This is a genomic window from Brevundimonas sp. AAP58, assembly GCF_001295975.1.
GTDB lineage: Bacteria > Pseudomonadota > Alphaproteobacteria > Caulobacterales > Caulobacteraceae > Brevundimonas.
Map to the genome: position 1 here is coordinate 26,338 of NZ_LJHU01000040.1, position 21,980 is coordinate 48,317.

Consider the following 21,980-nt stretch of genomic DNA (forward strand, 5'->3'; position numbering starts at 1 on the left):
AGATGCAGGTCGCGCGCTCTTCGGGAGGACCGCTGAACACGGAACGGCTTTTGCTCCCTGGCGACTACCCTCGCCGCTTCGCCGATGAGACGCCTGAGGCCGTCGCCATCCTTTGCGGCGAACGGCGCTGGACCTATGGCGCGCTCGACAGGGCCGCCGACGCCTTCGTGTCGCTGCTCGACGCGCACGGGATCGGCCCTGGGGACCGGGTGGCCTATCACGGCAAGAACAACGACCTCTATTTCGCGGTCCTGTTCGGAGCGATGCGGGCCGGGATCGTTCTGGTGCCGGTCAACTGGCGCAACACGGCGTCCGAAACGCGGTTCGTGCTCGAAGACAGCGCCGCCAGACTGGTGCTGGTCGATGACGAGTTTCTTCCCGTCGTGACCGAGGCGATCGGGGACGGCATTGCCGTCATGCGCGTCGACGGCGAGGGCGAGACCCTGCGTGCCCGCCTGGCTGCGGCGACCGGCGCGCCCCGACGTCCCATGGATGGAGAGGCCCCGGCCCTGCAGCTCTATACGAGTGGGACCACCGGACGCCCCAAGGGAGTGATCACCACTCAGCTGGGCCTTGCGGCCCAGCGGCAGGCGGAGTTCGCGAGCGGGCATTTCGAAGACTGGCGTGGCGACGAGATCCTCTTTTCGCCTCTGCCCAATTTTCACATCGGGGGCATGTCCTGGGCGCTGACCGCCTTCGTGCGCGGGCTGCCTCTGATCATCACCGCCAATCCCGCACCACCGGCGATCCTCGACGCCATCATCCAGAACGGCGTCACCCGCGCCTTCATGGTCCCCATGCTGGTGCGTGCCCTGATCGGCGAGATGCAGTCGCGAGGTCTGGAGACCTCGACCCTGCGGGCCATCCATTACGGCGCGGCCGCCATGGACCCGCAGTTGCTCGATCGTTCGGTCGACACCCTGGGATGCCGCTTCCTGCAGTACTACGGCATGACCGAGGTCAGCGGCAGCGTCACGGTGCTCGGACCCGATTTCCATGACACCGGCCGGCCTCACCTGCTGCGATCCGTCGGGCGTCCCCTGCCCGGCTTCACGATCGAGATCCGGGGACCGGAGACGGAGCCCGTCGCGATCGGCACACCTGGGGAAATCTGGATCCGGGGGCCGAGCGTCACGCAGGAATACTGGGGCAGACCCGAAGCCACCGCCGAGGCTCTGATCGACGGCTGGTACCGGTCTGGTGACGGTGGGCGCCTCGACGAGGAAGGCTTCCTCTACCTGACCGACCGCATCAAGGACATGATCGTGTCAGGCGGCGAGAACGTCTATCCGGCCGAGGTCGAGGCTGCGCTGCGCGAACACCCCGCCGTCAGCGACTGCGCCGTCTTCGGTCTGCCCCATCCGACCTGGGGAGAAGGCGTGACGGCTGCCGTGGAGCTGCGACCGGATCAGACCGTGACGGCCGAAGATCTGATCGCCTTCGCCCGCACCTCGCTCGCGGCCTACAAGATTCCACGTCGGATAGAGTTCGGCGAGGTCCTGCCGCGTACGGCGTCCGGCAAGGTCCAGCGGGGTGCATTGCGCGCGCGCTTCACCGATGTGGCCCCGACCCCGTGAGCTTTGCCCGCACCGACACCCAGACGATGCTGGCCGAGATGGCGGATCGCCTGCTGGCCGAACACAATCCGTTCGAGACGCGCCGACACCGGCTATCAGGCGAGACGCCGGACAGACTGGCGCTGTGGCCCGTGCTCGCCGAGCAGGGCGTGCTTGGAGCCCCCTTCACCGAGGCCGCCGGGGGGTTCGGCGGGACGATGCGCGATCTGGCGGCGGTGATGGAGCCGATCGGGCGGCACCTGGTCGTCGAGCCCTATCTCGCGGGGGCGGTCGCGGGCGGTCTCATGCAGGCCGATGGACGCGACATCGGGCCGCTCATCTCCGGGGAGCGGGTGGCGGTCTTCGCCCATGACGAAGGTCTGGATCCCTTCGCGCCTCGTCGGACCCGGGCCTCAGCCGCCCCCGAAGGCTGGCGGCTGAGCGGCGAGAAGCGCGCGGTGCGCCATGGCGACCTCGCGGATGTCCTGATCGTCAGCGCCGACGTCGATGGCGTGGCGGGCTGCTTCCAGGTCGATCCAGGCGCAGCGGGCGTGTCATCGGCCGCGATGCGGCTGATGGACGGATCATCGGCGATCACGCTGACCCTGACCGATGCGCCCGCACAACGCCTGGACGTTGCCCCCGAGGCCCTGGATCACGCCCTCGCCCGCCTCTCGATCGGGCTCGCGGCGGAGGCCGTGGCCATCTGCGAGACGCTTTGCGCGAAGACCTTCGCCTACCTCGGCACCCGCAAGCAGTTCGGCGTGCCGCTCGCCAGCTTCCAGGCGCTTCAGCACCGTGCAGCGGACATGATGGCGGCGGCGGAAGCGGCCCGCGTCCTGACCGATCGCGCCATCGCGGCGCTCGATACGGGTGGCGGGATGGCCCTGGCCAGCGCGGCCAAGGCCCTCGCTGATGACGCCGGACGCAGGATCGGACATGAGGCTGTCCAGATGCACGGTGGCATGGGGGTCTCAGACGAGCTCGACGTCAGCCACTACATGCGACGGCTGGCCACGATCCGAGCGACCCACGGTGGCGCTGCGCAGCATCGGGCCCGGTTCGCCGCCACCGGTGGCGCCGACGCCGTCGCCGAAGACGACGGCGATCTGGGGGCGTTCCGGGAGAGCGTGCGGGCGTTCGTGCGGGACCATCTGCCTGACGACATCGCCGCCAAGGGGCGTGCCGGTCTTGAATTCGACAAGGCGGATTTCGTTCGATGGCAGAAGATCCTGCGCGACCACGACTGGTTCGCCGCCGCATGGCCGCGGGAGCATGGTGGCGCGGATTGGGATCTGGAACAGCAGCTGGCCTTCATCCAGGAGGCCGGCCGTGCGGGGGCGCCGCTCATCATCCCCTACGGCGTCAATATGGTCGGACCGGTGCTCTTCACCTTCGGCACCGAGGCCCAGCAGGCCGAACACCTCCCCGGGATTCTCTCCAGCGACGTCTGGTGGTGCCAGGGCTATTCGGAACCCAACGCCGGCTCGGACCTGGCGTCGCTGAAGACGACCGCCGTGCTGGACGGTGACCACTACCTCGTCAACGGCACCAAGATGTGGACGACGGAAGCGCACTGGGCCGATTGGATGCACTGCCTCGTCCGGACGGACCGGGAGGGCAAACCCCAGGCGGGCATCTCCTTCCTGCTGATCGACATGAATACGCCCGGGATCGAGGTCCGACCCATTGTGACGATCGACGGCCAGCACCACACCAACCAGGTCTTTCTGGACAATGTCCGTGTGCCTGTCGGCAACCTTGTCGGAAGCGAAGGCCAGGGCTGGACGATCGCCAAGTTCCTGCTCGCCAACGAACGGGTCGCGATCGCCGATACCGGACCCAAGCTCAAGCTCCTGTCCGACATCAAAGCTCTGCTTCGGACGGTTCAGCAGACGGAGGCAGGCTCGGTCGCGGTCGAGCTTCTGGCTGACCGGCTCGCCGAGGCCGAAATTCACCTGGCCGCTCTTTGCGCCATGGAGCAGGACTATGTGCGCGCCTGGGCGGGCGGGGCCAGCAGGGATGGGCCGCAGGCCTCGATCCTCAAGATCTGCGGCACCGAGATCCTGCAGGCCCTGACGGAAATCGCGCTCGAGATCGACGGGCCCCTGGGCGCTGTGCATGATCCCGCAGACCTGCACCGCCCGTCAGCCGCCCCTCTGACAGTGGCTCAACGGGCCAGTGCCATGGCGCACCAGTATCTCTACGGACGCTGCTGGTCGATCTTTGGTGGCACCAACGAGATCCAGCGCGGCATCATCGCCCGCGCCATCCTGGGTTAATCCCGCGCCGGCGTCTCCGGGAGCCGTTCCTCGCGGGCGATCATGCGCAGCATGACCCAGGACATCACCAGCATCCAGATGAAGAAGTCGAGCGCCACCAGCCAGAAGGCGAGCGCGCCATGGTAGGCGAAGGGTCCCGTCTTGAAGAAGCCCATCAGGCTGGCCGGGGCCATGCCGAGCGCGGCGTAGATGTTGTAGTAGGCGACCCACCGCGGAAAGGTCGGCTGCGGATTGACGTCACGCAGGATCGCCACGGCGATGACGATCATCCAGATGCCGAACGGCGGCCAGGTGTAGAGAAAGAGAAAGAAGCCGAGGTCGTTGAAGGCCTGGACGATAAGCGGCGATTCAGCCCGAAAGGCCATCACCGTCCAACTGACCGCAATCGTGGCGATGACCCCGGCGCCGCCTCCGACATTGACGATCGAAGCGATCGTCAGCACCGGTGCTCGCTCCATGCGACGGATGTAGATGATGATCGGGGTCACCCAGAGTGCCCAGAAGGACCAGAAGAAGGTGACCAGGGCACAACCGGCCAGGATCGCGACCTGTCGCGACTGGACAAAGGCGAGCATCGCGTCGGCGCTGAGCGAGGCGGTCGGCGGCGGCACATAGCCCATGAGGGCGCCGAACCCGATGGCGGTCATGGCGACGAGGACCACGCCCGACCAGACGCAGATCCGCATCACGAACGGATCGAACGGTTGAGGACGGAGCGATGGGCGTTCCTGCGAAACCCCCGCCGCTGTCGCCCTGGCCACACCTTCGGTCATGCTGTACTCCCGGGCTCAAGCAGCCGCTCACGGATTGCGTCCAGGTCGGCAACGGTCAGCGCGAGGCGGTCCAGAACGTAGCCGTCCACCGAGCCGAACCGACCCTCCACGGCCTCGAACAAGGCCTGAAGATAGGCGCTCTCGACGCCCAGCACCGGAGCCAGCACCCCCTCGTCGATGTCGGCCAGGCCCGCGACCGCAAGGGCCGCGCGGGCATCGATCAGGATCCGCTCCAGCGCGTGCTGCGAATGCAGATAGTCGGCTTCGACGTCTTTCCTGTCCACGCCGAGCAGGGTGAGGATCAGCGCGGCGACGACCCCTGTCCGGTCCTTGCCCGCGGCGCAGTGAAAGAGGATCGGCACCCTGCCCTGCGCGATCTGCCGCAACAGCGTCGAGATCGACTCGGCCTGTTCTTCGATCAGATCCGCATAGGTCTTCGACATCCTGCCCCGGATCTCGTGCGCGGTCGCGCCCGGCTCTCGCAGAGCCCGGATCAGATCCGCCTCGCTGTTGTCGTAGTCGCGGGCCCAGGTTTCGACCGGCAGCAGAGAGGGCCGATGAAGGCGCTCTCGCGTCGACCGCAGATCGACGACCAGCTTCAGGTCCAGCGCCCTCAAGGTCGCGATTTCGGTTTCGGTCAGGCTCGAGAGGGCCGCCGATCGGAAGAGCTGGCCCCTTCGAACCACCTGTCCTTCGCGCGCGGGGAGGCCGCCGAGGTCACGAAGATTGAAGCCGCCTTCAAGGACGACGATCCGTGGGTCGAAGGATGCGGTCACGTAACGCTCGCCGAACAGCGATCCAGCACCGTCTCGTCGCGCTCCACGGCCACCGCCCGGAACCGCAGCACGCCTTCTCCCTCTTCGAAGACATCGACGCGGATGGTCTCGCCTGGCAGGACGGGCCGCGAGAAGCGGGTGAACATCGACTTCAGGCGCGTCGGTTCATTGTCGCAGTAGGCCGCCAGCAAGGCGCGGCAGGCGATCCCGTTGGTGCAGAGGCCATGCAGGATGGGTGCTGGAAAGCCCGCCCTCAGCGCGAGAGCCGGGTCCGCGTGCAGTGGGTTCCAGTCGCCGGACAGACGGTAGATCAAAGCCTGCCTGGGCAGGGTCGGGATTTCAATCGAACGGTCCGGCTTCCGATCAGGCAGAGCCAGCGCCGCGGCCGGCGCATCCCCGAAACCGCCCTCGCCGCCATTGCCGCGCAGGAACAGGGTCGATCGCACCGTCGCGACATGGGTCCCGGTTTCGGCGTCGAAAAGCGCCTTGTCCTGATGCAGGAGGGCTCCCCTCTCCTCCCCCTTGTCCTCGACGGCTCGGACCCGGTACTCGCCTCTCAGCGCGCCTGTCGACGGCAGAGGGGCGTGGATGACGAAATCCTGTTCGGCATGCAGGATCTTGACCCAGTCGATCCCGTAAACCGGATCCTGAGCCCAGAACCCGGGGTGGCAGAGCAGATTGACGTAGGAGGGCACGATCTTCAGGTCGGCCTCGTAGACGAAGGGCAGTTCCGCGGCATCGAGAGGATCGGCCCCATAGCCTAGTCCCAGGGCATAGAGGATGGTCTCGCGCTTGCCATAGCTCTGCAGGATCGGATCGATCCGCATGGCCCGGATGGCTTCAACGTCCATGGCTTTTCCCTGTCAGTCCTGGCCGATGAAGATCAGCTTCTTGCCGCTATTCTCGCCCGCGAAGAGGGACGCGAGCGCGCCCGTGATCCGGTCGAAACCGGCATCGATGTCTTCGTCGTAGGCGAGCGTGCCTGCCTCGATCATGTCCGACAGCGCCTCGATCGCTCCGTCGAAGCGGGCCACATGATCAAAGATGTAGAAGCCGCTCCACGTCAGCACGCGGGTCAGAACCTCGCGCTCGGCTCTCGGACCCTGGGGCGGCGGGGTCCAGCTCTCGGTCGCCGCCGTGCCGCACTGGATGATCCGGCCGTAGCGCGCCATGGCGCGAAGGGCATGGTCGGCGATCCAGCCGCCTGTGTTGTCGAAATAGGTCTGGAAACCCTCGGGGGCTTCGGCGGCGAGAACGCCCGCCAGCTCGGCGGTCTTGTAGTTGTGCGCGGCGTCGTAACCGTATCGGCGCATGCAGTTCTCGACCTTCTGGTCGCTGCCCGTGAGGCCGACGGCCCGTCCCCCCCGGGCCCTGACGATCTGGCCCACCACACTGCCCACGGCGCCTGCGGCCGTCGACACCAGCACGGTCTGCCCCGCTTCGACGGGCGCCAGGTCCTCCAGCGCCAGCCAGGCGGTCACACCGGGCATTCCCAGAACCCCGGCATAGGTCGAGGCCCTCGCGCGAGGGCTGGCGATATGGCTCAGGAGATCGGCACGGGTCGCTACGGCGTAGTCCTGCCAACCGAGAAATCCGTAGACGAGATGCCCGGGCTCGAGACCCTCGCACCGGCTCTCCACCACGACCCCGATCGACAGGGCGCGCATCGGCGCGCCGATCGGCATGATCGAAGGACTGGCCGCCCACCCCCGCTGCACGGGGTCGGCGGAGAGATAGTGGTTGCGAACCAGAACCTGCCCATCGGCGATGGTCGGCACCGGCTCGTGCACGATGGTGAAATCCTCGGCCTGGGGAATGCCGTCAGGACGCCGAATCAGCAGGACCCGACGATTGGCGTCCGGCAACGCATGATCGGGGATCATTCGGTCGGCAGCCAGTCGCCGATCGCCGGGCGGACGGCCATGACCGTCACCTCGGCCTGGAAGACGCCGTGACGAGCGAATGGATCTTCAGCGAGCATCTGACGGGCTCGGGCCTCGTCCTGCGCCTCGACCAGCAGGGCGCTTCCGCGCGCTCGATCACCGTCCAGGATCGCTCCGGCGACCTTCACGACCCCGGGCTTGCTGTTCCAGTATTCGATATGCTCCTGTCGATGAGCGAGGCGGTCGTCGCCCGCCTCGGCCCGGTCTTCCGCCAGGATCAGAAAGTGCGGCAAGAGCGTCTCCCATATCCACACAGGCTTGTTGGTAAGCCGACTTACCAATAAGGAGCCTGAATGAAAAGCCGCCTTGGCCAGAAGGGGAAGAGTTTGGATCAGTCCCGCTATACCGCGCTGCGCTTCGACCGAACGGGACGCGTGCTCACCATCACGATCAATCTGCCGGAGCAGAGCAATGTGGTGACCCAGGTCCTGCATGAGGAAATGTCACGGGTCTTCGACGACGCGGCCGACGACGCCGACAGCGACATCATCGTCCTGACCGGCGCGGGCTCAATCTTCTGCGCCGGCGGTGACATGAACTGGCTCGCCGACGAGTTGCGCGACGGCCTGGCCCCTTTCGTCACGGAGGCGCGCACGATGAAGAGGATCGTGCATGGCCTTCTGGACTGCCCCAAGCCGGTGATCGCCAAGGTCAACGGCGACGCCATGGGTTTCGGAGCGACGATCGCCCTGCTGTGCGATGTCGTGTTCGCCTGCGAGGAGGCGCGGTTCGCCGACCCGCACGTGAAGGTGGGACTGGTCGCCGGCGACGGCGGAGCCGTCATCTGGCCGCAGCTGATCGGGTTCGGAAAGGCGCGCCACTACCTGCTGACCGGCGATGCCATCGAAGCCCGCGAAGCGGAGCGCATGGGGCTGATCGCCTTTTCCGTCCCGCCGGAAGACCTCGACACTGCGGTGGCGTCCTACACAGACCGCCTGGCGCGCGGCGCCCAGACCGCGATCCGCTATACCAAGACGGTGACCAATCTCGCCCTCAAGCAGATGCTGGCTTCGGTCTTCGAAGCGGGCGTCGCCTATGAGGGCCTGTCGCGTCACACCGACGACTACCGCGAGGGCGTGACGGCGTTTCAGGAACGTCGGAGACCATCGTTCACGGGCCGATGATCGCAACGCAACGGCGCGGGCCTCAGGTCAAAGGTCATCCTCGGACACCTTGAGCAGACTGCCGAATTCATCCGGTTTGCCGCTCAGGACGCTCTCCTCGTGAATGTCCTTGAGGTTCATCTTGATCTTGAACAGCACCTTTTCAGCGATACGCGCTTCTTCCGCGGTCAAGCCCTTCATGATGCGCTTGTTCGCCTTCGAGGCCACGGTGATCATCAGGCTGATGGTGTCGAAGCCTTGTTCGGTGATGAAGACGCGCCGGGCCCGCCCGTCGCTGGCGTCGGCGCGACGCTCGATGTGACCCGTCGCCTCCAGGCGTTCCAGCAGGCCCCCCACGGTGACCTTCTGGATCTCAAGCAGTCGGGCCAGATCGACCTGGGTCATTCCTGAGTTGCCGCTCCGCGACAGGGCGCTCAGGACCGACCACTGCGAACGCGTGATGCCGTAGGGCCGCATGATGTCGTCCATGACGATGCGCCGCATCCGCGACACGTCATGGATCAGAAAGCCGAAGCGAAACTGCTTGGCCGACGGACGGCGGGCGGAATCGTCAGCATTCGCGTCCTCGGCCGATTCAAGGTCTGTGGCTACCATATCCGCTCATTCCAAAACTGGCCGGCCCATCCGTCTCGGGAACCCATCGAAAGTCGTTAGCTCTTCCGAGACATCCGCTTCGTTGACACGCACCGCCCCGCAGTTAGTAACATGGCATACGATCGTGGAGGACAGCAATGGCGGCCGACGGCGATTTCGTCTCGTACACCGGGTTTACGGTTGAACGCGCATCCGGCGTCCTGACGCTGACCCTCGATCGCCCGGAGGTGGGGAACGCACTGGCCAGCGAGGCGATCCCTCAACTCGCCCAGGTCTTCCGATCGGCAGCCACCGATCCGGCTGTTCGGGTCGTTCTGATCCGGGCGAATGGACCGGCCTTCTGCGCCGGCGGCGATGTCAAGGGTTTCGCCCGGACGATCGACCAATCTCCCGCCGAGCGGCGCGAAGACTACCGGGCGAGGATGGATCGGGCCCGCGAGCAGGTCGAAGCATTTCTCGCCCTCCCCTGCCCGGTCGTGGTCGCCTGCCAGGGGGCAGTGGCAGGGGCAGCCGTCGCCTATCCGCTCGGGGCCGACATCGCGCTCGCGGAACCGGGCACGCGGCTCGTCTTTCCCCACCAGCGACTGGCGCTGCCGCCCGACGGCGGGCTCAGCTATCTTCTTCCTCGAGCCGTCGGCGTGCGCAAGGCGGCGGAACTGGTTCTCACCGCAGCCACGGTCGATGCCGACGAAGCGCTCCGACTGGGCCTGATCAGCCGGATCGTGCCGACCGAAGAGCTTCAGCAGGAAGCGGCGAGCGTGGCGGCCAGGCTGTCTCGGGCGCCGCTTGGCGCGGTCCGCCGTGCGCGTGAACTTCTCAAGGGGTCTCTTGAGCGGACCCTCGGCGAGCAGTTGATCGCGGAGCGCGACGCCGTCGCGGAATCGGTCGCGGAGGCCGATTTCGAGGAAGGCGTTCGAGCCTTCATGGAAAAGCGCCGCGCCGTCTTTCCATCCACAAACGGCTAGCCGCTGAGGCTCGCCCCATCGGCGACGGCAGAGGACGTTCACCCTGGCCACGGTGCCGGCCCGCTTGCGACCCCTCACCGCAGGGTCCGACCGTCACCACGCACAGAAAGACGATTGCGCGGGAGGACCCAAACCGGTAAGCACGCATACTAAGAAACAAGGGGGTCGAACGGCGATGGAGATACGTCTTTCCGAGGAGCAGGAGGCAATTCGGGACGGCGTGCGGCGCGTCTGCGACCAGTTCGGCGACGAATACTGGTCTCACAAGGAGGAGGAAAAGGCCTTCCCCTTCGAGTTCCACAAGGCGATGGCGGATGCGGGCTGGCTGGGCATCACGATGCCCGAAGAGCTGGGCGGAGCGGGGCTCGGCGTCACGGAGGCCGCGCTCATGATGCACGAGGTCTCCGCCAGCGCGGGAGGCTATTCGGCGGCGTCGACCATCCATCTGAACCTCTTCGGTCCCCATGCCGTGGTCGTGTCGGGCACGCCTGAACAGAAGCAGCGCATGCTGCCGCCGCTCATCGCCGGGACCGATCGAGCCTGTTTCGGCCTGACCGAACCCGATGCCGGGCTGGACACGACGAGCATTTCCACCTTCGCGACCAAGGTCGAGGGCGGCTATCGGGTCACCGGCCGCAAGATCTGGACGTCCTCGGCCCAGGTCGCCAACAAGATTCTCCTTCTGGCGCGCACGACTCCAAAGGAGGACTGCCGCAAGCCCAGCGACGGCATGAGCCTGTTCTACACCGACCTGGACCACGACAAGATCGAAGTCCGGCGCATCCCCAAGATGGGCCGCAACGCCGTGGACTCCAACGCCACGTTCATCGACGACTATTTCATCCCGGACGCGGACCGGATCGGCGAGGAAGGCACGGGCTTCAAATCGATCCTGCACAGTCTGAATCCGGAACGCGTGCTGGTCGGGATCGAGGCGGTTGGACTGGGTCGGGGGGCTCTGGATCGCGCCGCGAAATACGCCGGCGAACGAAAGGTGTTCGGACGCTTGATCGGCCAGAACCAGGGCATTCAGCACCCTCTGGCCGAAAGCTGGATCCAGCTCGAGAGCGCCTTCTGGATGATCATGCGGGCCGCCTACCTCTATGACGCGGGCCTGCCCTGCGGCGCGGAGGCGAACGCCGGCAAGTTCCTTGGAGGCCGCGCGGCGTTCGAGGCCTGCACCCGCGCCGTGATGACCCACGGCGGGATGGGGTATTCCACAGAGTACCAGGTCGAACGGCTGTTCCGGGAATCGATCCTGCTGCGCATCGCGCCGATCACCGAACAGCTGATCCTGAGCTTCATCGCGGAGCGCGAGCTCGGCCTGCCGAAATCCTATTGAGGGCATGATGACCGAACTGGGGATCTCTGCCTTCGGAGCCTACGTCCCGCGCCTGCGGATCGACCGAAACCTGATCGCCGAGGCGCACCGCTGGGCCATGCCCGGCCTTCGATCATCCGCCAGGGGCAGCCGCGCCTTCACCAGCTGGGATGAAGACGCCATCACCATGGCGGTGGAAGCCGCGCGCAATGCCCTGGGGTCGAGAGGCGCGACGGATCTTCGAGCGATCCGGCTTGCCTCGACCACCCTGCCCTATGCCGATCTCCAGAACGCGGCCATCGTCGCCGGCGCGATCGGCGCGCCGGCTTCCCTCTCCAGCTCCGACGCTTCAGGATCGCAGCGCGCCGGGACGTCGGCGCTGCTGCAGGCGCTGCGCGGCACCGAGCCCGCCCTGGTGATCGGCTCCGACAATCCCGCCGCCAAGCCCGCAAGCGTCCAGGAACTCGGCTTCGGGGCCGCCGCCGCGGCCTTCCTGGTCTCTGACGAGGCGATCGTCGCCCGGCTGATCGGGTCTGCCAGCATCACGGAGGTCTTCGTCGACCATTTCCGTCCGTCCGGTGCCGACAGCGACTACAGCTGGGAAGAGCGCTGGGTGCGCGATGAAGGCTATGGCCGGATCGTTCCCGCCGTGGTCGCCGCCGCCCTCGCCGACGCCGGCCTGACCATCGGCGACATCCAGCATTTCGTGATGCCCTCGTATCTCAAGGGTGCTGCCGATGCCGTGGCCAGGAAACTGAGGTTCGAAGGCGTCGTGGCGAGCGGGCTGGAAGACGGTGTCGGCTACAGCGGCGCGGCGCACGCCCTGCTGATGTTCGCCCATGCCCTGGAGGCCGCCGCGCCGGGCGAGCGGCTGCTGGTCATCGGCTTTGGCCAGGGCGCCGACGCCCTGATCTTTGAGGCGACAGACGCGCTGCCTGGAGCCCGGCCCGCACGCGGTGTGGCGCAGGTTGTGGCCGACGCCGTGCCGACGGACAGCTATCTGCAGATGTTGTCCTTTGCGGAGGGCATCGAGATGGAATGGGGTATGCGCGCCGAAAAGAGCGGCAAGACCGTCCTGACCGAGCAGTACCGCGCGGCCGGCCAGATGGAGGGGTTTCACGCGGGACGGTGCCCGAGCTGCGCGACGGTGCAGTTTCCACAGCTCCAGTACTGCGTCTCCTGCCACGCCCCGGGCGAGGCGATGACGCCGGTCTCGCTCCGTGACGAACCGGCCAAGGTCCTGACCTCCACGGCGGACTGGCTCTCCTATCATCCCTCCCCGCCGCTCTATGTCGGCTTTGTCCAGTTCGACAACGGCGCCCGCGTCCAGATGGAGATGGTCGATGTCGGGACGGCCGGACTGGAGTCCGGCACGCCGCTGCGCATGGTCTTTCGGATCAAGGAGAAGGACCGGCAGCGCGGCTACAATCGATACTTCTGGAAATCCACCCCGGTCTCGGCGGGCTGAGGGAGCGAACGCATGGCCACAGGAATCAAGGACAAGGTCGCCATCCTGGGGATGGGCTGTTCCAAATTCGGCGAGCGCTGGGACGCCGGATCGCCGGATCTCATGCGCGAGGCTTTCGACGAGGCCATGGCCGACGCCGGGATCGAACGCAGCCAGATCGAGGCGGCGTGGTTCGGCTGCTACGGCGACGCGATCAACGTCGGCAACTCCTCCATCCCGGCCGCAACCGCGCTTCGTCTCGACGGCATTCCCGTCAGCCGGATGGAGAACATGTGTGCCACCGGCACGGAGGCCCTGCGCGGCGCGACCTATGCAGTCGCCAGCGGTGCGGTCGATATCGCCCTGGCGATCGGCTCGGAAAAACTGAAGGACACCGGTTATGGCGGCCTGCCCCCCGCCTTCAAGGGCACCTTCAACGACCTTTGGATGCCGATGGGGTCCGCCCCGGCCGGGTTCGCCCAGCTCGCATCCGGCTACCGCGCCCGGTACGGAACGTCCAAGGAAGACATGAAGCGCGCGATCAGCCACGTCTCGTGGAAGAGCCACCAGAACGGCGTGCACAGTCCAAAGGCTCACTTCCAGAAGGCGGTCTCGATGGAGACCATCATGAACGCCCCGATGATCTCGGACCCCCTAGGTCTGTTCGACTGTTCGGGGGTTTCAGACGGTTCGGCCTGCGCGATCGTCACGACCCCCGAGATTGCCCGGGCGCTCGGCAAGCGCGACGTCGTCACCATCAAGGCCCTTCAGCTTTCGACCAGCTCGGGCCGCGAGACCCAGATGAACCAGTGGGATGGCAGCTATGTCCCCAACACCCGGACCGCAGCAGCCCGCGCTTACAGGGAGGCGGGGATCGATGATCCGCGCACCCAGCTGTCGCTGACCGAAGTGCACGACTGTTTCTCGATCACCGAGCTGGTGACCATGGAGGATCTGGGCCTGTCCGACGACGGCCGCGCCGTGTTCGATGTTCTCGACGGGAAGTACGACCGGGATGGAGCGGTTCCCTGCCAGATCGACGGCGGACTCAAATGTTTTGGACACCCGATCGGGGCCTCGGGGCTGAGGATGGCCTATGAGGTCTACAGTCAGCTCCTGGGCCGCGCCGGCGCGCGGCAGCTCGCCGATCCGTCCATGGGCCTGACCCACAACCTGGGCGGCGTGCCTTATCAGGGGGTGGCCGCCATCTCTATCCTGGGATTGATGAACTGATGGCTGGTCTCTGGTTCGAGGATCTGACGGTCGGTCAGACGTTTCAGCACGCCATGCGGCGGACCGTCACCGAGACCGACAATCTGCTGATCTCGGCCCTGACCCACAATCCGGCCCAACTGCACCTTGATGCCGAATACATGAAGGACAGCGACTACGGCCGGATCCTGGTCAACTCGACCTTCACCCTGGGGCTGATGGTCGGCATCTCTGTCGGCGATACGACGCTCGGCACCGCTGTCGCCAATCTGGGCTGGGACGAGGTGCGGTTTCCCGCGCCGGTCTTCATCGGCGACACCCTGTCGGTCGAGACCGAAGTCGCTGAATTGCGCGATTCGAAATCGCGACCCGAGGCCGGGATCGTCACCTTCATTCACCGGGCCCACAACCAGCGCGGCGAGCTGGTCGCCTCCTGTCGCCGTACCGGGCTGCAGCGCAGGCGACCGACATGACCACTCTGCGCTCCTGGCTCTTCATCCCCGGCGACAGCGAGAAAAAGCTGTCGAAGGTGGACGACTGCGGCGCGGACGCGGTGATCCTGGACCTAGAAGACGCGGTCGCGCCCGCGAACAAGGTCCAGGCGCGGTCGATGGTCTCGGCATTCCTCCATGATCGTCCATCCCCGTCGCGATCCGTCCAGCTATGGGTGCGGATAAACCCCCTGGACTCCCACCTGGCGCTCGCGGACCTCGCCGCCGTCGTCGCGGCCGGGCCGAACGGACTGATGCTGCCCAAGGCGGACGGACCGAAAGACGTCGAGCGCTTGTCGCATTATCTCGACGCGCTTGAAGTCCAGGCCGGCATCGAGCCGGGCTCGATCCGCATCCTGCCGGTCGCGACCGAAACCGCGATCGCGCCGTTTGCGCTGGGTGACTATGCCAGGATCCCACTCTCGCGTCTGGCCGGCCTGACCTGGGGGGCCGAGGACCTGTCCGCCGCGATCGGGGCCAGCACCAATCTGGCCCCCGCGGGAGGATGGGCCTTCACCTATCGGATGGTCCGCGCCCAGACCCTGCTCGCGGCCCATGCCGCCGGGGTTCCCGCCATCGAGACCCTCTATGTCGATTTTCGCGACGAGGACGGACTGCGCGCCTCCTGCCAGGCCGCGCGCGCCGAAGGGTTCTCAGGCCGTATTGCGATCCACCCCGCCCAGGTCGCGGCGATCAACGCCGGGTTTTCGCCTTCCGAAGCGGAGCTCGCCTTCGCGCGGCGGGTCGTCGCCGCCTTTGAGGCGGAACCCGACGTCGGCACCGTCGGGCTCGACGGCAAGATGTACGATATCCCCCATCTCAAGCAGGCGCGCCGCACTCTCGGCTTGAGCGCGTCATGATGTCGGTCGCACATGTCAGTGGCAGTCTGGTCGAACGCGATCTGTTCGACGCGGACCACGACGCTTTTCGCGAGACCGTGCGCCGCTTCGTCGAGACCGAGCTCAAGCCCTCGCACCACCAATGGGAAAAGGACGGCATCGTCCCGCGAGACGCCTGGCTCAAGGCCGGCGAGATCGGAATGCTGTGCCCGACCATTCCCGAAGCCTATGGCGGGATCGGCGCCGACTGGCTGTATTCTGTCGTGGTCATCGAGGAGATAACCCGTGCCAATGTGACCGGGCCGGGCTTCATGGTGCACTCCGAAATGGTCGCCCCCTATATCCTCGCCTGGGGCAACGAGGCCCTCAAGGAAGCCTGGCTGCCTCGCATGGTCACCGGCGAGGCGATCGGCGCGCTGGGCATGACCGAGCCCGGGGCGGGCAGTGATCTCAAGGCGCTGCGGACAACCGCAGTTCGCGATGGCGACACCTACAGGATCAACGGTCAGAAGACCTACATCTCCAACGGCTCCCAGTGCGACATTCTCGTGCTCGCCTGCAAGACCGATCCCGATGCCGGGGCCCGCGGTGTCAGTCTGATCGCGGTCGAGGCCGACCAGCCCGGCTTCGAACGGGGCAAGCGGCTCGAGAAGATCGGGCTCAAGGCCCAGGACACCTCCGAGCTGTTCTTCAACGACGCCATCGCCCCTGTCGCGCATCGTCTCGGCGCGGAGGGACAAGGCTTCAGCATGTTGATGACCAAGCTTGCCCAGGAAAGACTGTCCGTCGGCGTCAAGGGCATCACCGCCTGCGAGGCCGCTCTGGGCTGGACCATCGACTACGTCCAGGAGCGCTCGCTGTTCGGTGGAAAGCTCGGCGACATGCAGAACACCCAGTTCGTGCTGGCTCAGCTGGCGGCCGAGATCAGCCAGGGTCGCATCTTCGTCGACTGGGGCATTCGACGCTTCATGGACGGCAAACTGACGGCAGTCGATGCCTCCAAGATCAAGCTCACGATCACGGAACTCAACGGCCGGGTCGTGGACCAGTGTCTGCAGTTCTTCGGCGGTTACGGGTACATGAATGAGTATCCCATCGCCCAGGCCTTCGTCGACGCGCGGATCTCACGCATCGCGGGCGGGGCCAACGAGGTGATGAAACAGATCATCGCGCGGGATCTGTTTCGTCCAACATAGAAACTCAGGGAGGAGATAGTCTGATGGATAACTATCCGAAGCCGGACAATGCGACGCTTCTGGACATCTACAGAAAAGCGTCCCTGATCCGCCACAACGACGAACGGGTTATCAAGGAGATGATGGCCGGCAAACTGGTCACGCCCTATTACTCGCCGGCGGGTCAGGAGATCATTCCCTCCGCCCTGTCGGTCAGCCTCACCGACGACGACAAGATCGTCACCATCTATCGCGGCACCCACGACATGCTGGCCAAGGGGTTTCCCCTCAAGCCGCTCTGGGCCGAACTCGCGGGGCGGATCACGGGAAGCTGCAAGGGCAAGGGCGGGACGATGCACCTGACCCATCCTGAGACCGGCTGCATGGTCACGACCGGCGTCGTCGGATCCTCGATGCCGATCGCGACCGGGATTGGCTGGGCCGCCAAGCTGGATGGCAAGGGCACAGTCGCGGTCGCCAATTTCGGCGATGGGGCCGCCAACATCGGGGCCTTCCACGAGTCGCTGAACATGGCGGCTCTGTGGAAGCTGCCGGTGATCTTCCTCTGCCAGAACAACCTCTATGCAGAGCATACGACCTTTGCGAACTCGACCCTGATCGCGCGGATCTCGGATCGCGCCGCCTCCTACGGAATGGTCGGTGTCACCGTGAACGGCAATGACCCTGACGCCATGTACGGTGTCGCCAGGCTCGCGGTCGAACGGGCTCGCGCCGGCGAAGGTCCGACACTGATCGAAGCCATGACGTTCCGCTTCAACGGGCACCTCGTCGGAGACGCCGGCAACTACATTCCCAAGGACGAGATCGCGACGGCGCGAAGCAAGGATCCCGTGCCCGCGCTGCGCAAGACCGTGATCGAACGCGGCGCGGCGACGGAAGCCGAACTCGACGCGATCGACGCGGCCATCAAGGCCGAAATCGACGAGGCCGTGATCGCCGCCTTCTCCGCCGATCTTCCCGACGTCGCCGAGCTGAAGCGCGACGTCTTCGCCCATGAACTCGCCTGAGGGCCCGATGACCGAGACCCAGATCCAACCCCAGTCGATCAATCTGATCCAGGCCGTCAACCTGGCCATGGACCACGCCATGGCCGCAGATCCGAAGGTCCTCGCCCTGGGCGAGGAGGTGGGCGACCGCGAGGAAGGCGGGGTGATGGGCGTCACCAAGGGCCTGTCCACCAAATATGGCGATGACCGGGTCAAGTCGACGCCGATCTCCGAGCAGGCGATCATCGGCGCGGCGATCGGCGCGGCCATCTGCGGCTACCGCCCGGTCGCCGAGATCATGCTGATGAACTTCGTCACCGTGGCGATGGACATGATCACCAACCATGCCGCCAAGCTGCGGTTCATGTCCGGCGGCCAGACTCACGTGCCGATCGTCATCCGCACGATGACCGGATCCGGCTTCGGCACCGGCGGCCAGCACAGTGACTATCTCGAAGCCTGGTTCGCACACACGCCCGGCATCAAGGTCGTCGCCCCCTCGAACCCCAACGACGCCTATGGTCTGATGCGGGCGGCGATCGAGGACGACGATCCGGTCATCTTCATCGAGAACCTGCCGAGCTACTGGACGCCTTCGGAGGTTACGTTCGAAGCCATCCCGATCGGCAAGGCGCGTGTGGCGCGTGCCGGGACGGACGTCACGATCATCACCCATTCCCTGATGGTCGGTCATAGTCTGGTGGCCGCCCAGACGCTGGCCGACGCCGGCATTTCCGTCGAGGTGATCGATCTGCGCACCATAGCGCCCTGGGATCGTGAGACGGTGCTGGCGGCGGTGAGGAAGACCGGACGGGCGCTGATCGTCCACGAGGCGGTCCGGGAGTTCGGCATCGGGGCGGAGATTGCCTCGACGTTGCACGAAGCCCTTTGGGACGAGCTCAAGGGACCGGTGAAGCGTCTCGGTGGTGCCTTCTGTCCCGTCCCCTACTCCAAGCCTCTTGAGACGGCGTTCGCCCCGTCCGCCGACGACATCGTCGCCACGATCAAGGCAATGGTCGCCGCACACTAGACGTCGGCAGCCGCAGGACCGTCCGCGGTTCTGCGGCTGAGGACTGCGCCCAGAAGCACGGCAGCCACCAAGGAAAAGTCAGCATGGCCAGCAACAAGGTGATCATCACCTGCGCAGTGACCGGGTCGATCCATACACCCTCGATGTCCCCGTTCCTTCCGGTCACGGCCGAAGAGATCGCCGAGGCCGCCCTCGGCGCCGCCGAGGCCGGGGCCGCCATCGTCCATCTGCATGCGCGCGACCCCGTCGACGGTCGTCCGGACCAATCCCCCGAAGCCTTCGAACCGTTCCTGAAAATCATCAAGCAACGCAGCGATGTGGTCGTGAACCTGACCACCGGCGGATCGCCCTATATGTCCGTCGAGGAACGGGTGAAGCCGGCCGCCGTCTGGCGGCCCGAAGTCGCCAGCCTGAACATGGGATCGATGAACTTCGGACTCTTTCCCATGCTGAAGCGGTTCAAGGACTTCAGGCACGAGTGGGAGCCGGCCATGCTGGAGGGCTCGCATGATCTGGTCTTCAGAAACAGCTTCAAGGACATCCGCTATGCCCTCGAAACGCTGAACGACGCCGGCGCCCGCTACGAGTTCGAATGCTACGACACCAGCCACCTGCACAATCTGCACTACTTCTGGACCGAGGGTCTGGTGAAGGCTCCCCTGTTCATCCAGACGGTGTTCGGATTACTGGGCGGCATCGGCCCCCATCCTGAAGAGGTGCTCCACATGAAGCGGACCGCCGACCGGCTGTTCGGCGACAGCTACAGATGGTCTGTCCTCGGGGCTGGGCGCAGCCAGATGCCCATCGCAGCGATGGGCGCGGCGATGGGGAGCCATGTGCGCGTGGGCCTGGAAGACTCTCTGTGGATCGGCCAGGGCAGGTTCGCCGAAAGCAATGCCGCCCAGGTCACCCAGGTCCGCAAGATCATCGAGGGACTGGGACTGGAGGTCGCGAGCCCTGACGAGGCCCGCGCCCTTCTCGAACTGAAAGGCGCCGACCGCACCGGCTTCTAGGCGTCCAATGAATCCAGATCGTCCATGGCCGTGCCCAACCGGGTCACGAACTCCACGGCGGTCGGCCGGGGCTGCATCTCGGGCATTCCAGGCGCCGGGTTCAGAGTGACGGTCCACCACGCCATGGCTGGAAGCATCTGTTCGCGGTAGATCGTCCAGGCCTCTTCAAACGGGACCACGGCGCCGCCGTGGCGTCCAAGCTCTTCGAGATAGAGATCGATCAGATCGCGTTCCCACGCACGGCGATCGTCGATCGTCAGGGCGGTCCCCAGGGTATAGGAAAGGTCGCGTCCCCAGTGGCCGACGGTCGTGCATTGCCAGTCGGACAGGCCCATCTCACCGCTGCCCGCGACGTACCAGTTCTTCAGGTGCACGTCTCCGTGTGTGATCGTCCTGGGCCGTTCGTGCGACCGGGCCACGGCGCGCTCCGTCGCCTGCCAGACCTCCGGGGCCCGGGCGTGGGTGCGCGCCGGGATCATGCCCTGCCCCGCGTCAAAGCCGGCCTTGGCGCCCTGGTCGAGACCGAAGCCCTTGGTGCCGTGAAAGAAGTCGTACCAACTCTTAAACCTGTCATGGACCGCGAGGAGTTTCGGATCGGATGCGCCGGCCCCGTGAAGCGCCGCCAGGGTTCGCATCTGGCTCTCCGCTCTGGCACGGGTCATCGTCGTGGTGTGATCGCAGAACTCGGTGACGGTATCGGAGATGTCCTTAAGCATGATCACCGAGTTGTACGCTTCGTTGACCACCGCGAAGACGCCCTCGGTCGCTTCCAGCCTGAGATGGGGTCGAACGTGGTTGTAGAAGGCGACTTCCGCCTCGAGAGCGCCGACGGGGCCGAGAGAGAACCGGTTGCTGACCCCGAAAGAGGCCTTGCAGAAGATCTTGTCGACCAGGCCAGAGTCCCTGCCGAACTGATTGTACTCGACGCTGAGACGCCGGCGGTTGGTCGTGCCGTCATCGACCAGGCCGAATCTGTGCGAAACCACCCGCGCGTCGGGGTCGCGCGAACACAAGGCGGCCGTCAGCCATTCGTCGGTCACGGCGTCATAGGAGAGGGGCACGTCGGACGCTGTAACAGCCGTTCGATTGGCAGCGACTTCTGCATCGTAGAGCGCCTGAACGCGCGCGAACATCGCCTGCGGAGTGTCCGTCGTATCGGTCATGGTCGCTTCCCTATGGATCGTCGTGATCGCGCCGCAGCGTCACAAACTGGTTCGCATGCTTACCTAAATAGCTTTTCGGGTTTTGCCAACTCAGGCCGCCCTCTTGATGCGTCGCGAGCGCGGCACGGCGGCGCGGGATCACCGGGTTCTGGCGGGCGACAACCTGCGCTGCTGTTTGTCCAGCGGCGCGGCCGGATCAAACGCCTGACGGCTCCAGGCTCCGATCGGCATCCCGGTCCACTGCAGGAATGCTTTGCGCAGGCCGTTCTCTGACTGAAACCCGACGAGGTGGGCGATCTGTTTGGCGCGAAGACCGCCATGTTGCGCCAGGGTCAGCGCATACCGTCGTCTGAAGTCGTCCAGGGCCGCGCCATAGGTCGTCTGCTCGCCGACGAGTTTGCGTGTGAGTGTGCGCGGGCTGAGCCTGAGCGCGGCCGCCGCGCCAGCCAGCGTCGGCGTCTGACCCCGAAGCCGAAGGAAATAATCGTACAGGCGAAGCGTGGTCTGACCGATCTGCTGCAGCTCGCGCGGATCGCCGCCGAGTTGATCGACCAGGAGCTCCAGAGGTTCGACAGAATGTTGCAGGACCGGAAGGTCGATCGCGCTCGCCGGGCCGACGAGCCTGGCGACCCGATGATTGAACGAGCAGGCCCCCGGAAAATAGGTCGAGTAGTCCACGCCGCCAATCGGGGCTGAAGGGAGCTGAACCTCGAAGTCCTGGAAGATCCGGCCGGTGATCTCCCTCGCGAACACGAAAAAGGCTGCGCTCAGTTCGCTCGCGAGGAGCTCGAAAACGGGCCGCGGAAGCCATGGATAAGGGCACAGGCTGAGCGACCAGGTGGCCCCCGCTCCAGCATCCTCGAACTCGGCGTCTATGTGGATCAGTTCGCCGGCCGACTCGCCGTAGATCTTCCACAGCTGGAACACCTCACGCAGGGTCGAACAGCTCATCGTCACATGGCCAAGGACGCCAAGATCGGACAGGTGGCGTCGCGTCCCGACGACCAGCCCGAACTCAGGCGGCGCGATCCGGGCGACATCCATCAGAAAGGCGGCATAATCCGCGTCGTTGGCCAGATCCGAAGGCATACGCGGGAGCGCGTCCACGGGGAGCAAGGCGGCATAGAGATCCAGCTTTCGTCGCCTGAGCTGGCGAACGTGGACCGTCTGCATGTCAGCCGCCCTTCGGATGGCGCGATCGGGATGAACTATGGCGCGATCGGGATATGACACCCCGTTGGCCGCGACGCAACTAGGACGCACGCTTAC

21 protein-coding genes are annotated in these 21,980 nt (G+C 65.8%); 13 read left to right on the forward strand and 8 right to left on the reverse strand.

Annotation, left to right across the window (positions count from 1 at the left end):
* Window positions 1–2 precede the first annotated feature (2 nt).
* Together IP78_RS05620 and IP78_RS14990 are read left to right on the forward strand one after the other, a co-directional pair.
* Window positions 3–1,577 carry a class I adenylate-forming enzyme family protein gene (locus IP78_RS05620; RefSeq protein ID WP_054110724.1) on the forward strand — a complete coding sequence of 525 codons (1,575 nt, stop codon included), beginning with the start codon at window positions 3–5 and terminating at the stop codon, window positions 1,575–1,577.
* The gene (locus IP78_RS14990) at window positions 1,574–3,838 is read left to right on the forward strand and encodes an acyl-CoA dehydrogenase family protein (RefSeq protein ID WP_082384867.1); all 2,265 of its coding nucleotides are present in this window, start codon (window positions 1,574–1,576) and stop codon (window positions 3,836–3,838) included. Before IP78_RS05620 ends, IP78_RS14990 begins: the two co-directional genes overlap by 4 nt.
* Here the strand turns inward: IP78_RS14990 and IP78_RS05630 are convergent.
* Genes IP78_RS05630 through IP78_RS15485 form a run of 5 tightly spaced genes read right to left on the reverse strand, consistent with a single transcriptional unit; the run spans window position 3,835 to window position 7,563 of the window.
* Window positions 3,835–4,611: a hypothetical protein gene (locus IP78_RS05630; protein WP_054110725.1), complete on the reverse strand. Its 777-nt coding sequence runs from the start codon at window positions 4,609–4,611 to the stop codon at window positions 3,835–3,837. The two genes, IP78_RS14990 and IP78_RS05630, sit on opposite strands and share 4 nt — an antisense overlap.
* Window positions 4,608–5,387 carry a tyrosine-protein phosphatase gene (locus IP78_RS05635; RefSeq protein WP_054110726.1) on the reverse strand — a complete coding sequence of 260 codons (780 nt, stop codon included), beginning with the start codon at window positions 5,385–5,387 and terminating at the stop codon, window positions 4,608–4,610. Before IP78_RS05635 ends, IP78_RS05630 begins: the two co-directional genes overlap by 4 nt.
* A complete protein-coding gene (locus tag IP78_RS05640; protein WP_054110727.1) occupies window positions 5,384–6,238 on the reverse strand; it encodes a MaoC family dehydratase in 855 nt (284 codons plus the stop codon). The genes IP78_RS05635 and IP78_RS05640 overlap by 4 nt, the downstream gene beginning before the upstream one ends.
* A gap of 12 nt (window positions 6,239–6,250) precedes the next feature.
* Window positions 6,251–7,270, reverse strand: a complete 1,020-nt coding sequence (locus tag IP78_RS05645; protein ID WP_054110728.1) for an NADP-dependent oxidoreductase — start codon at window positions 7,268–7,270, stop codon at window positions 6,251–6,253.
* Window positions 7,267–7,563, reverse strand: a complete 297-nt coding sequence (locus IP78_RS15485) for a YciI family protein (RefSeq protein ID WP_054110729.1) — start codon at window positions 7,561–7,563, stop codon at window positions 7,267–7,269. The genes IP78_RS05645 and IP78_RS15485 overlap by 4 nt, the downstream gene beginning before the upstream one ends.
* A gap of 60 nt (window positions 7,564–7,623) precedes the next feature.
* Between IP78_RS15485 and IP78_RS05655 the strand changes: the two genes are divergently transcribed.
* Entirely contained in the window at window positions 7,624–8,454 is an 831-nt protein-coding gene (locus IP78_RS05655; RefSeq protein ID WP_082384870.1) for an enoyl-CoA hydratase/isomerase family protein, read from the forward strand.
* Window positions 8,455–8,481: 27 nt separating this feature from the next.
* Here the strand turns inward: IP78_RS05655 and IP78_RS05660 are convergent, their stop codons facing one another.
* A complete protein-coding gene (locus tag IP78_RS05660; protein WP_054110731.1) occupies window positions 8,482–9,048 on the reverse strand; it encodes a MarR family winged helix-turn-helix transcriptional regulator in 567 nt (188 codons plus the stop codon).
* Between the two features lie 137 nt (window positions 9,049–9,185).
* Here IP78_RS05660 and IP78_RS05665 point away from each other — a divergent pair, with 137 nt between their 5' ends.
* The 10 genes from IP78_RS05665 to IP78_RS05710 all read left to right on the forward strand — a co-directional run bounded on the left by IP78_RS05665 (window position 9,186) and on the right by IP78_RS05710 (window position 19,548).
* Complete coding sequence (locus IP78_RS05665; RefSeq protein WP_054110732.1) at window positions 9,186–10,013, forward strand: enoyl-CoA hydratase/isomerase family protein; 828 nt, start codon at window positions 9,186–9,188, stop codon at window positions 10,011–10,013.
* A gap of 175 nt (window positions 10,014–10,188) precedes the next feature.
* The gene (locus IP78_RS05670) at window positions 10,189–11,355 is read left to right on the forward strand and encodes an acyl-CoA dehydrogenase family protein (protein ID WP_054110733.1); all 1,167 of its coding nucleotides are present in this window, start codon (window positions 10,189–10,191) and stop codon (window positions 11,353–11,355) included.
* Window positions 11,356–11,362: 7 nt separating this feature from the next.
* The gene (locus IP78_RS05675; RefSeq protein ID WP_082384874.1) at window positions 11,363–12,802 is read left to right on the forward strand and encodes a 3-oxoacyl-[acyl-carrier-protein] synthase III C-terminal domain-containing protein; all 1,440 of its coding nucleotides are present in this window, start codon (window positions 11,363–11,365) and stop codon (window positions 12,800–12,802) included.
* 12 nt (window positions 12,803–12,814) lie between these two features.
* Window positions 12,815–14,014: an acetyl-CoA acetyltransferase gene (locus tag IP78_RS05680; protein ID WP_054110735.1), complete on the forward strand. Its 1,200-nt coding sequence runs from the start codon at window positions 12,815–12,817 to the stop codon at window positions 14,012–14,014.
* Entirely contained in the window at window positions 14,014–14,466 is a 453-nt protein-coding gene (locus IP78_RS05685; RefSeq protein WP_054110736.1) for a MaoC family dehydratase, read from the forward strand. The genes IP78_RS05680 and IP78_RS05685 overlap by 1 nt, the downstream gene beginning before the upstream one ends.
* Window positions 14,463–15,344, forward strand: a complete 882-nt coding sequence (locus IP78_RS05690) for a CoA ester lyase (protein ID WP_054110737.1) — start codon at window positions 14,463–14,465, stop codon at window positions 15,342–15,344. The genes IP78_RS05685 and IP78_RS05690 overlap by 4 nt, the downstream gene beginning before the upstream one ends.
* A complete protein-coding gene (locus IP78_RS05695; RefSeq protein WP_231680932.1) occupies window positions 15,341–16,519 on the forward strand; it encodes an acyl-CoA dehydrogenase family protein in 1,179 nt (392 codons plus the stop codon). The genes IP78_RS05690 and IP78_RS05695 overlap by 4 nt, the downstream gene beginning before the upstream one ends.
* 23 nt (window positions 16,520–16,542) lie before the next feature.
* Window positions 16,543–17,526 carry a thiamine pyrophosphate-dependent dehydrogenase E1 component subunit alpha gene (locus IP78_RS05700; RefSeq protein WP_054110738.1) on the forward strand — a complete coding sequence of 328 codons (984 nt, stop codon included), beginning with the start codon at window positions 16,543–16,545 and terminating at the stop codon, window positions 17,524–17,526.
* A gap of 7 nt (window positions 17,527–17,533) precedes the next feature.
* On the forward strand, window positions 17,534–18,535 hold the full coding sequence (locus IP78_RS05705) for an alpha-ketoacid dehydrogenase subunit beta (RefSeq protein ID WP_054110739.1): 1,002 nt from the start codon (window positions 17,534–17,536) through the stop codon (window positions 18,533–18,535).
* A gap of 83 nt (window positions 18,536–18,618) precedes the next feature.
* Complete coding sequence (locus IP78_RS05710) at window positions 18,619–19,548, forward strand: 3-keto-5-aminohexanoate cleavage protein (RefSeq protein ID WP_054110740.1); 930 nt, start codon at window positions 18,619–18,621, stop codon at window positions 19,546–19,548.
* On the opposite strand, the gene IP78_RS05715 is transcribed toward IP78_RS05710, so the two are convergent.
* Entirely contained in the window at window positions 19,545–20,711 is a 1,167-nt protein-coding gene (locus IP78_RS05715; protein WP_054110741.1) for a phosphotransferase, read from the reverse strand. The two genes, IP78_RS05710 and IP78_RS05715, sit on opposite strands and share 4 nt — an antisense overlap.
* A 138-nt stretch (window positions 20,712–20,849) precedes the next feature.
* Window positions 20,850–21,884: an AraC family transcriptional regulator gene (locus tag IP78_RS05720; RefSeq protein ID WP_054110742.1), complete on the reverse strand. Its 1,035-nt coding sequence runs from the start codon at window positions 21,882–21,884 to the stop codon at window positions 20,850–20,852.
* Window positions 21,885–21,980: the final 96 nt, after the last annotated feature.

Coding starts and splice junctions, on each gene's coding strand:
- IP78_RS05670 (WP_054110733.1), top strand. CDS start 10,189: ATGGAGATACGTCTTTCCGAGGAGCAGGAGGCAATTCGGGACGGCGTG.
- IP78_RS05645 (WP_054110728.1), bottom strand. CDS start 7,270: ATGATCCCCGATCATGCGTTGCCGGACGCCAATCGTCGGGTCCTGCTG.
- IP78_RS05700 (WP_054110738.1), top strand. CDS start 16,543: ATGGATAACTATCCGAAGCCGGACAATGCGACGCTTCTGGACATCTAC.
- IP78_RS05660 (WP_054110731.1), bottom strand. CDS start 9,048: ATGGTAGCCACAGACCTTGAATCGGCCGAGGACGCGAATGCTGACGAT.
- IP78_RS05715 (WP_054110741.1), bottom strand. CDS start 20,711: ATGACCGATACGACGGACACTCCGCAGGCGATGTTCGCGCGCGTTCAG.
- IP78_RS05695 (WP_231680932.1), top strand. CDS start 15,341: ATGATGTCGGTCGCACATGTCAGTGGCAGTCTGGTCGAACGCGATCTG.
- IP78_RS05630 (WP_054110725.1), bottom strand. CDS start 4,611: ATGACCGAAGGTGTGGCCAGGGCGACAGCGGCGGGGGTTTCGCAGGAA.
- IP78_RS05665 (WP_054110732.1), top strand. CDS start 9,186: ATGGCGGCCGACGGCGATTTCGTCTCGTACACCGGGTTTACGGTTGAA.
- IP78_RS05655 (WP_082384870.1), top strand. CDS start 7,624: ATGAAAAGCCGCCTTGGCCAGAAGGGGAAGAGTTTGGATCAGTCCCGC.
- IP78_RS05705 (WP_054110739.1), top strand. CDS start 17,534: ATGACCGAGACCCAGATCCAACCCCAGTCGATCAATCTGATCCAGGCC.
- IP78_RS05710 (WP_054110740.1), top strand. CDS start 18,619: ATGGCCAGCAACAAGGTGATCATCACCTGCGCAGTGACCGGGTCGATC.
- IP78_RS05690 (WP_054110737.1), top strand. CDS start 14,463: ATGACCACTCTGCGCTCCTGGCTCTTCATCCCCGGCGACAGCGAGAAA.
- IP78_RS05720 (WP_054110742.1), bottom strand. CDS start 21,884: ATGCAGACGGTCCACGTTCGCCAGCTCAGGCGACGAAAGCTGGATCTC.
- IP78_RS05640 (WP_054110727.1), bottom strand. CDS start 6,238: ATGGACGTTGAAGCCATCCGGGCCATGCGGATCGATCCGATCCTGCAG.
- IP78_RS05675 (WP_082384874.1), top strand. CDS start 11,363: ATGACCGAACTGGGGATCTCTGCCTTCGGAGCCTACGTCCCGCGCCTG.
- IP78_RS05680 (WP_054110735.1), top strand. CDS start 12,815: ATGGCCACAGGAATCAAGGACAAGGTCGCCATCCTGGGGATGGGCTGT.
- IP78_RS05620 (WP_054110724.1), top strand. CDS start 3: ATGCAGGTCGCGCGCTCTTCGGGAGGACCGCTGAACACGGAACGGCTT.
- IP78_RS05685 (WP_054110736.1), top strand. CDS start 14,014: ATGGCTGGTCTCTGGTTCGAGGATCTGACGGTCGGTCAGACGTTTCAG.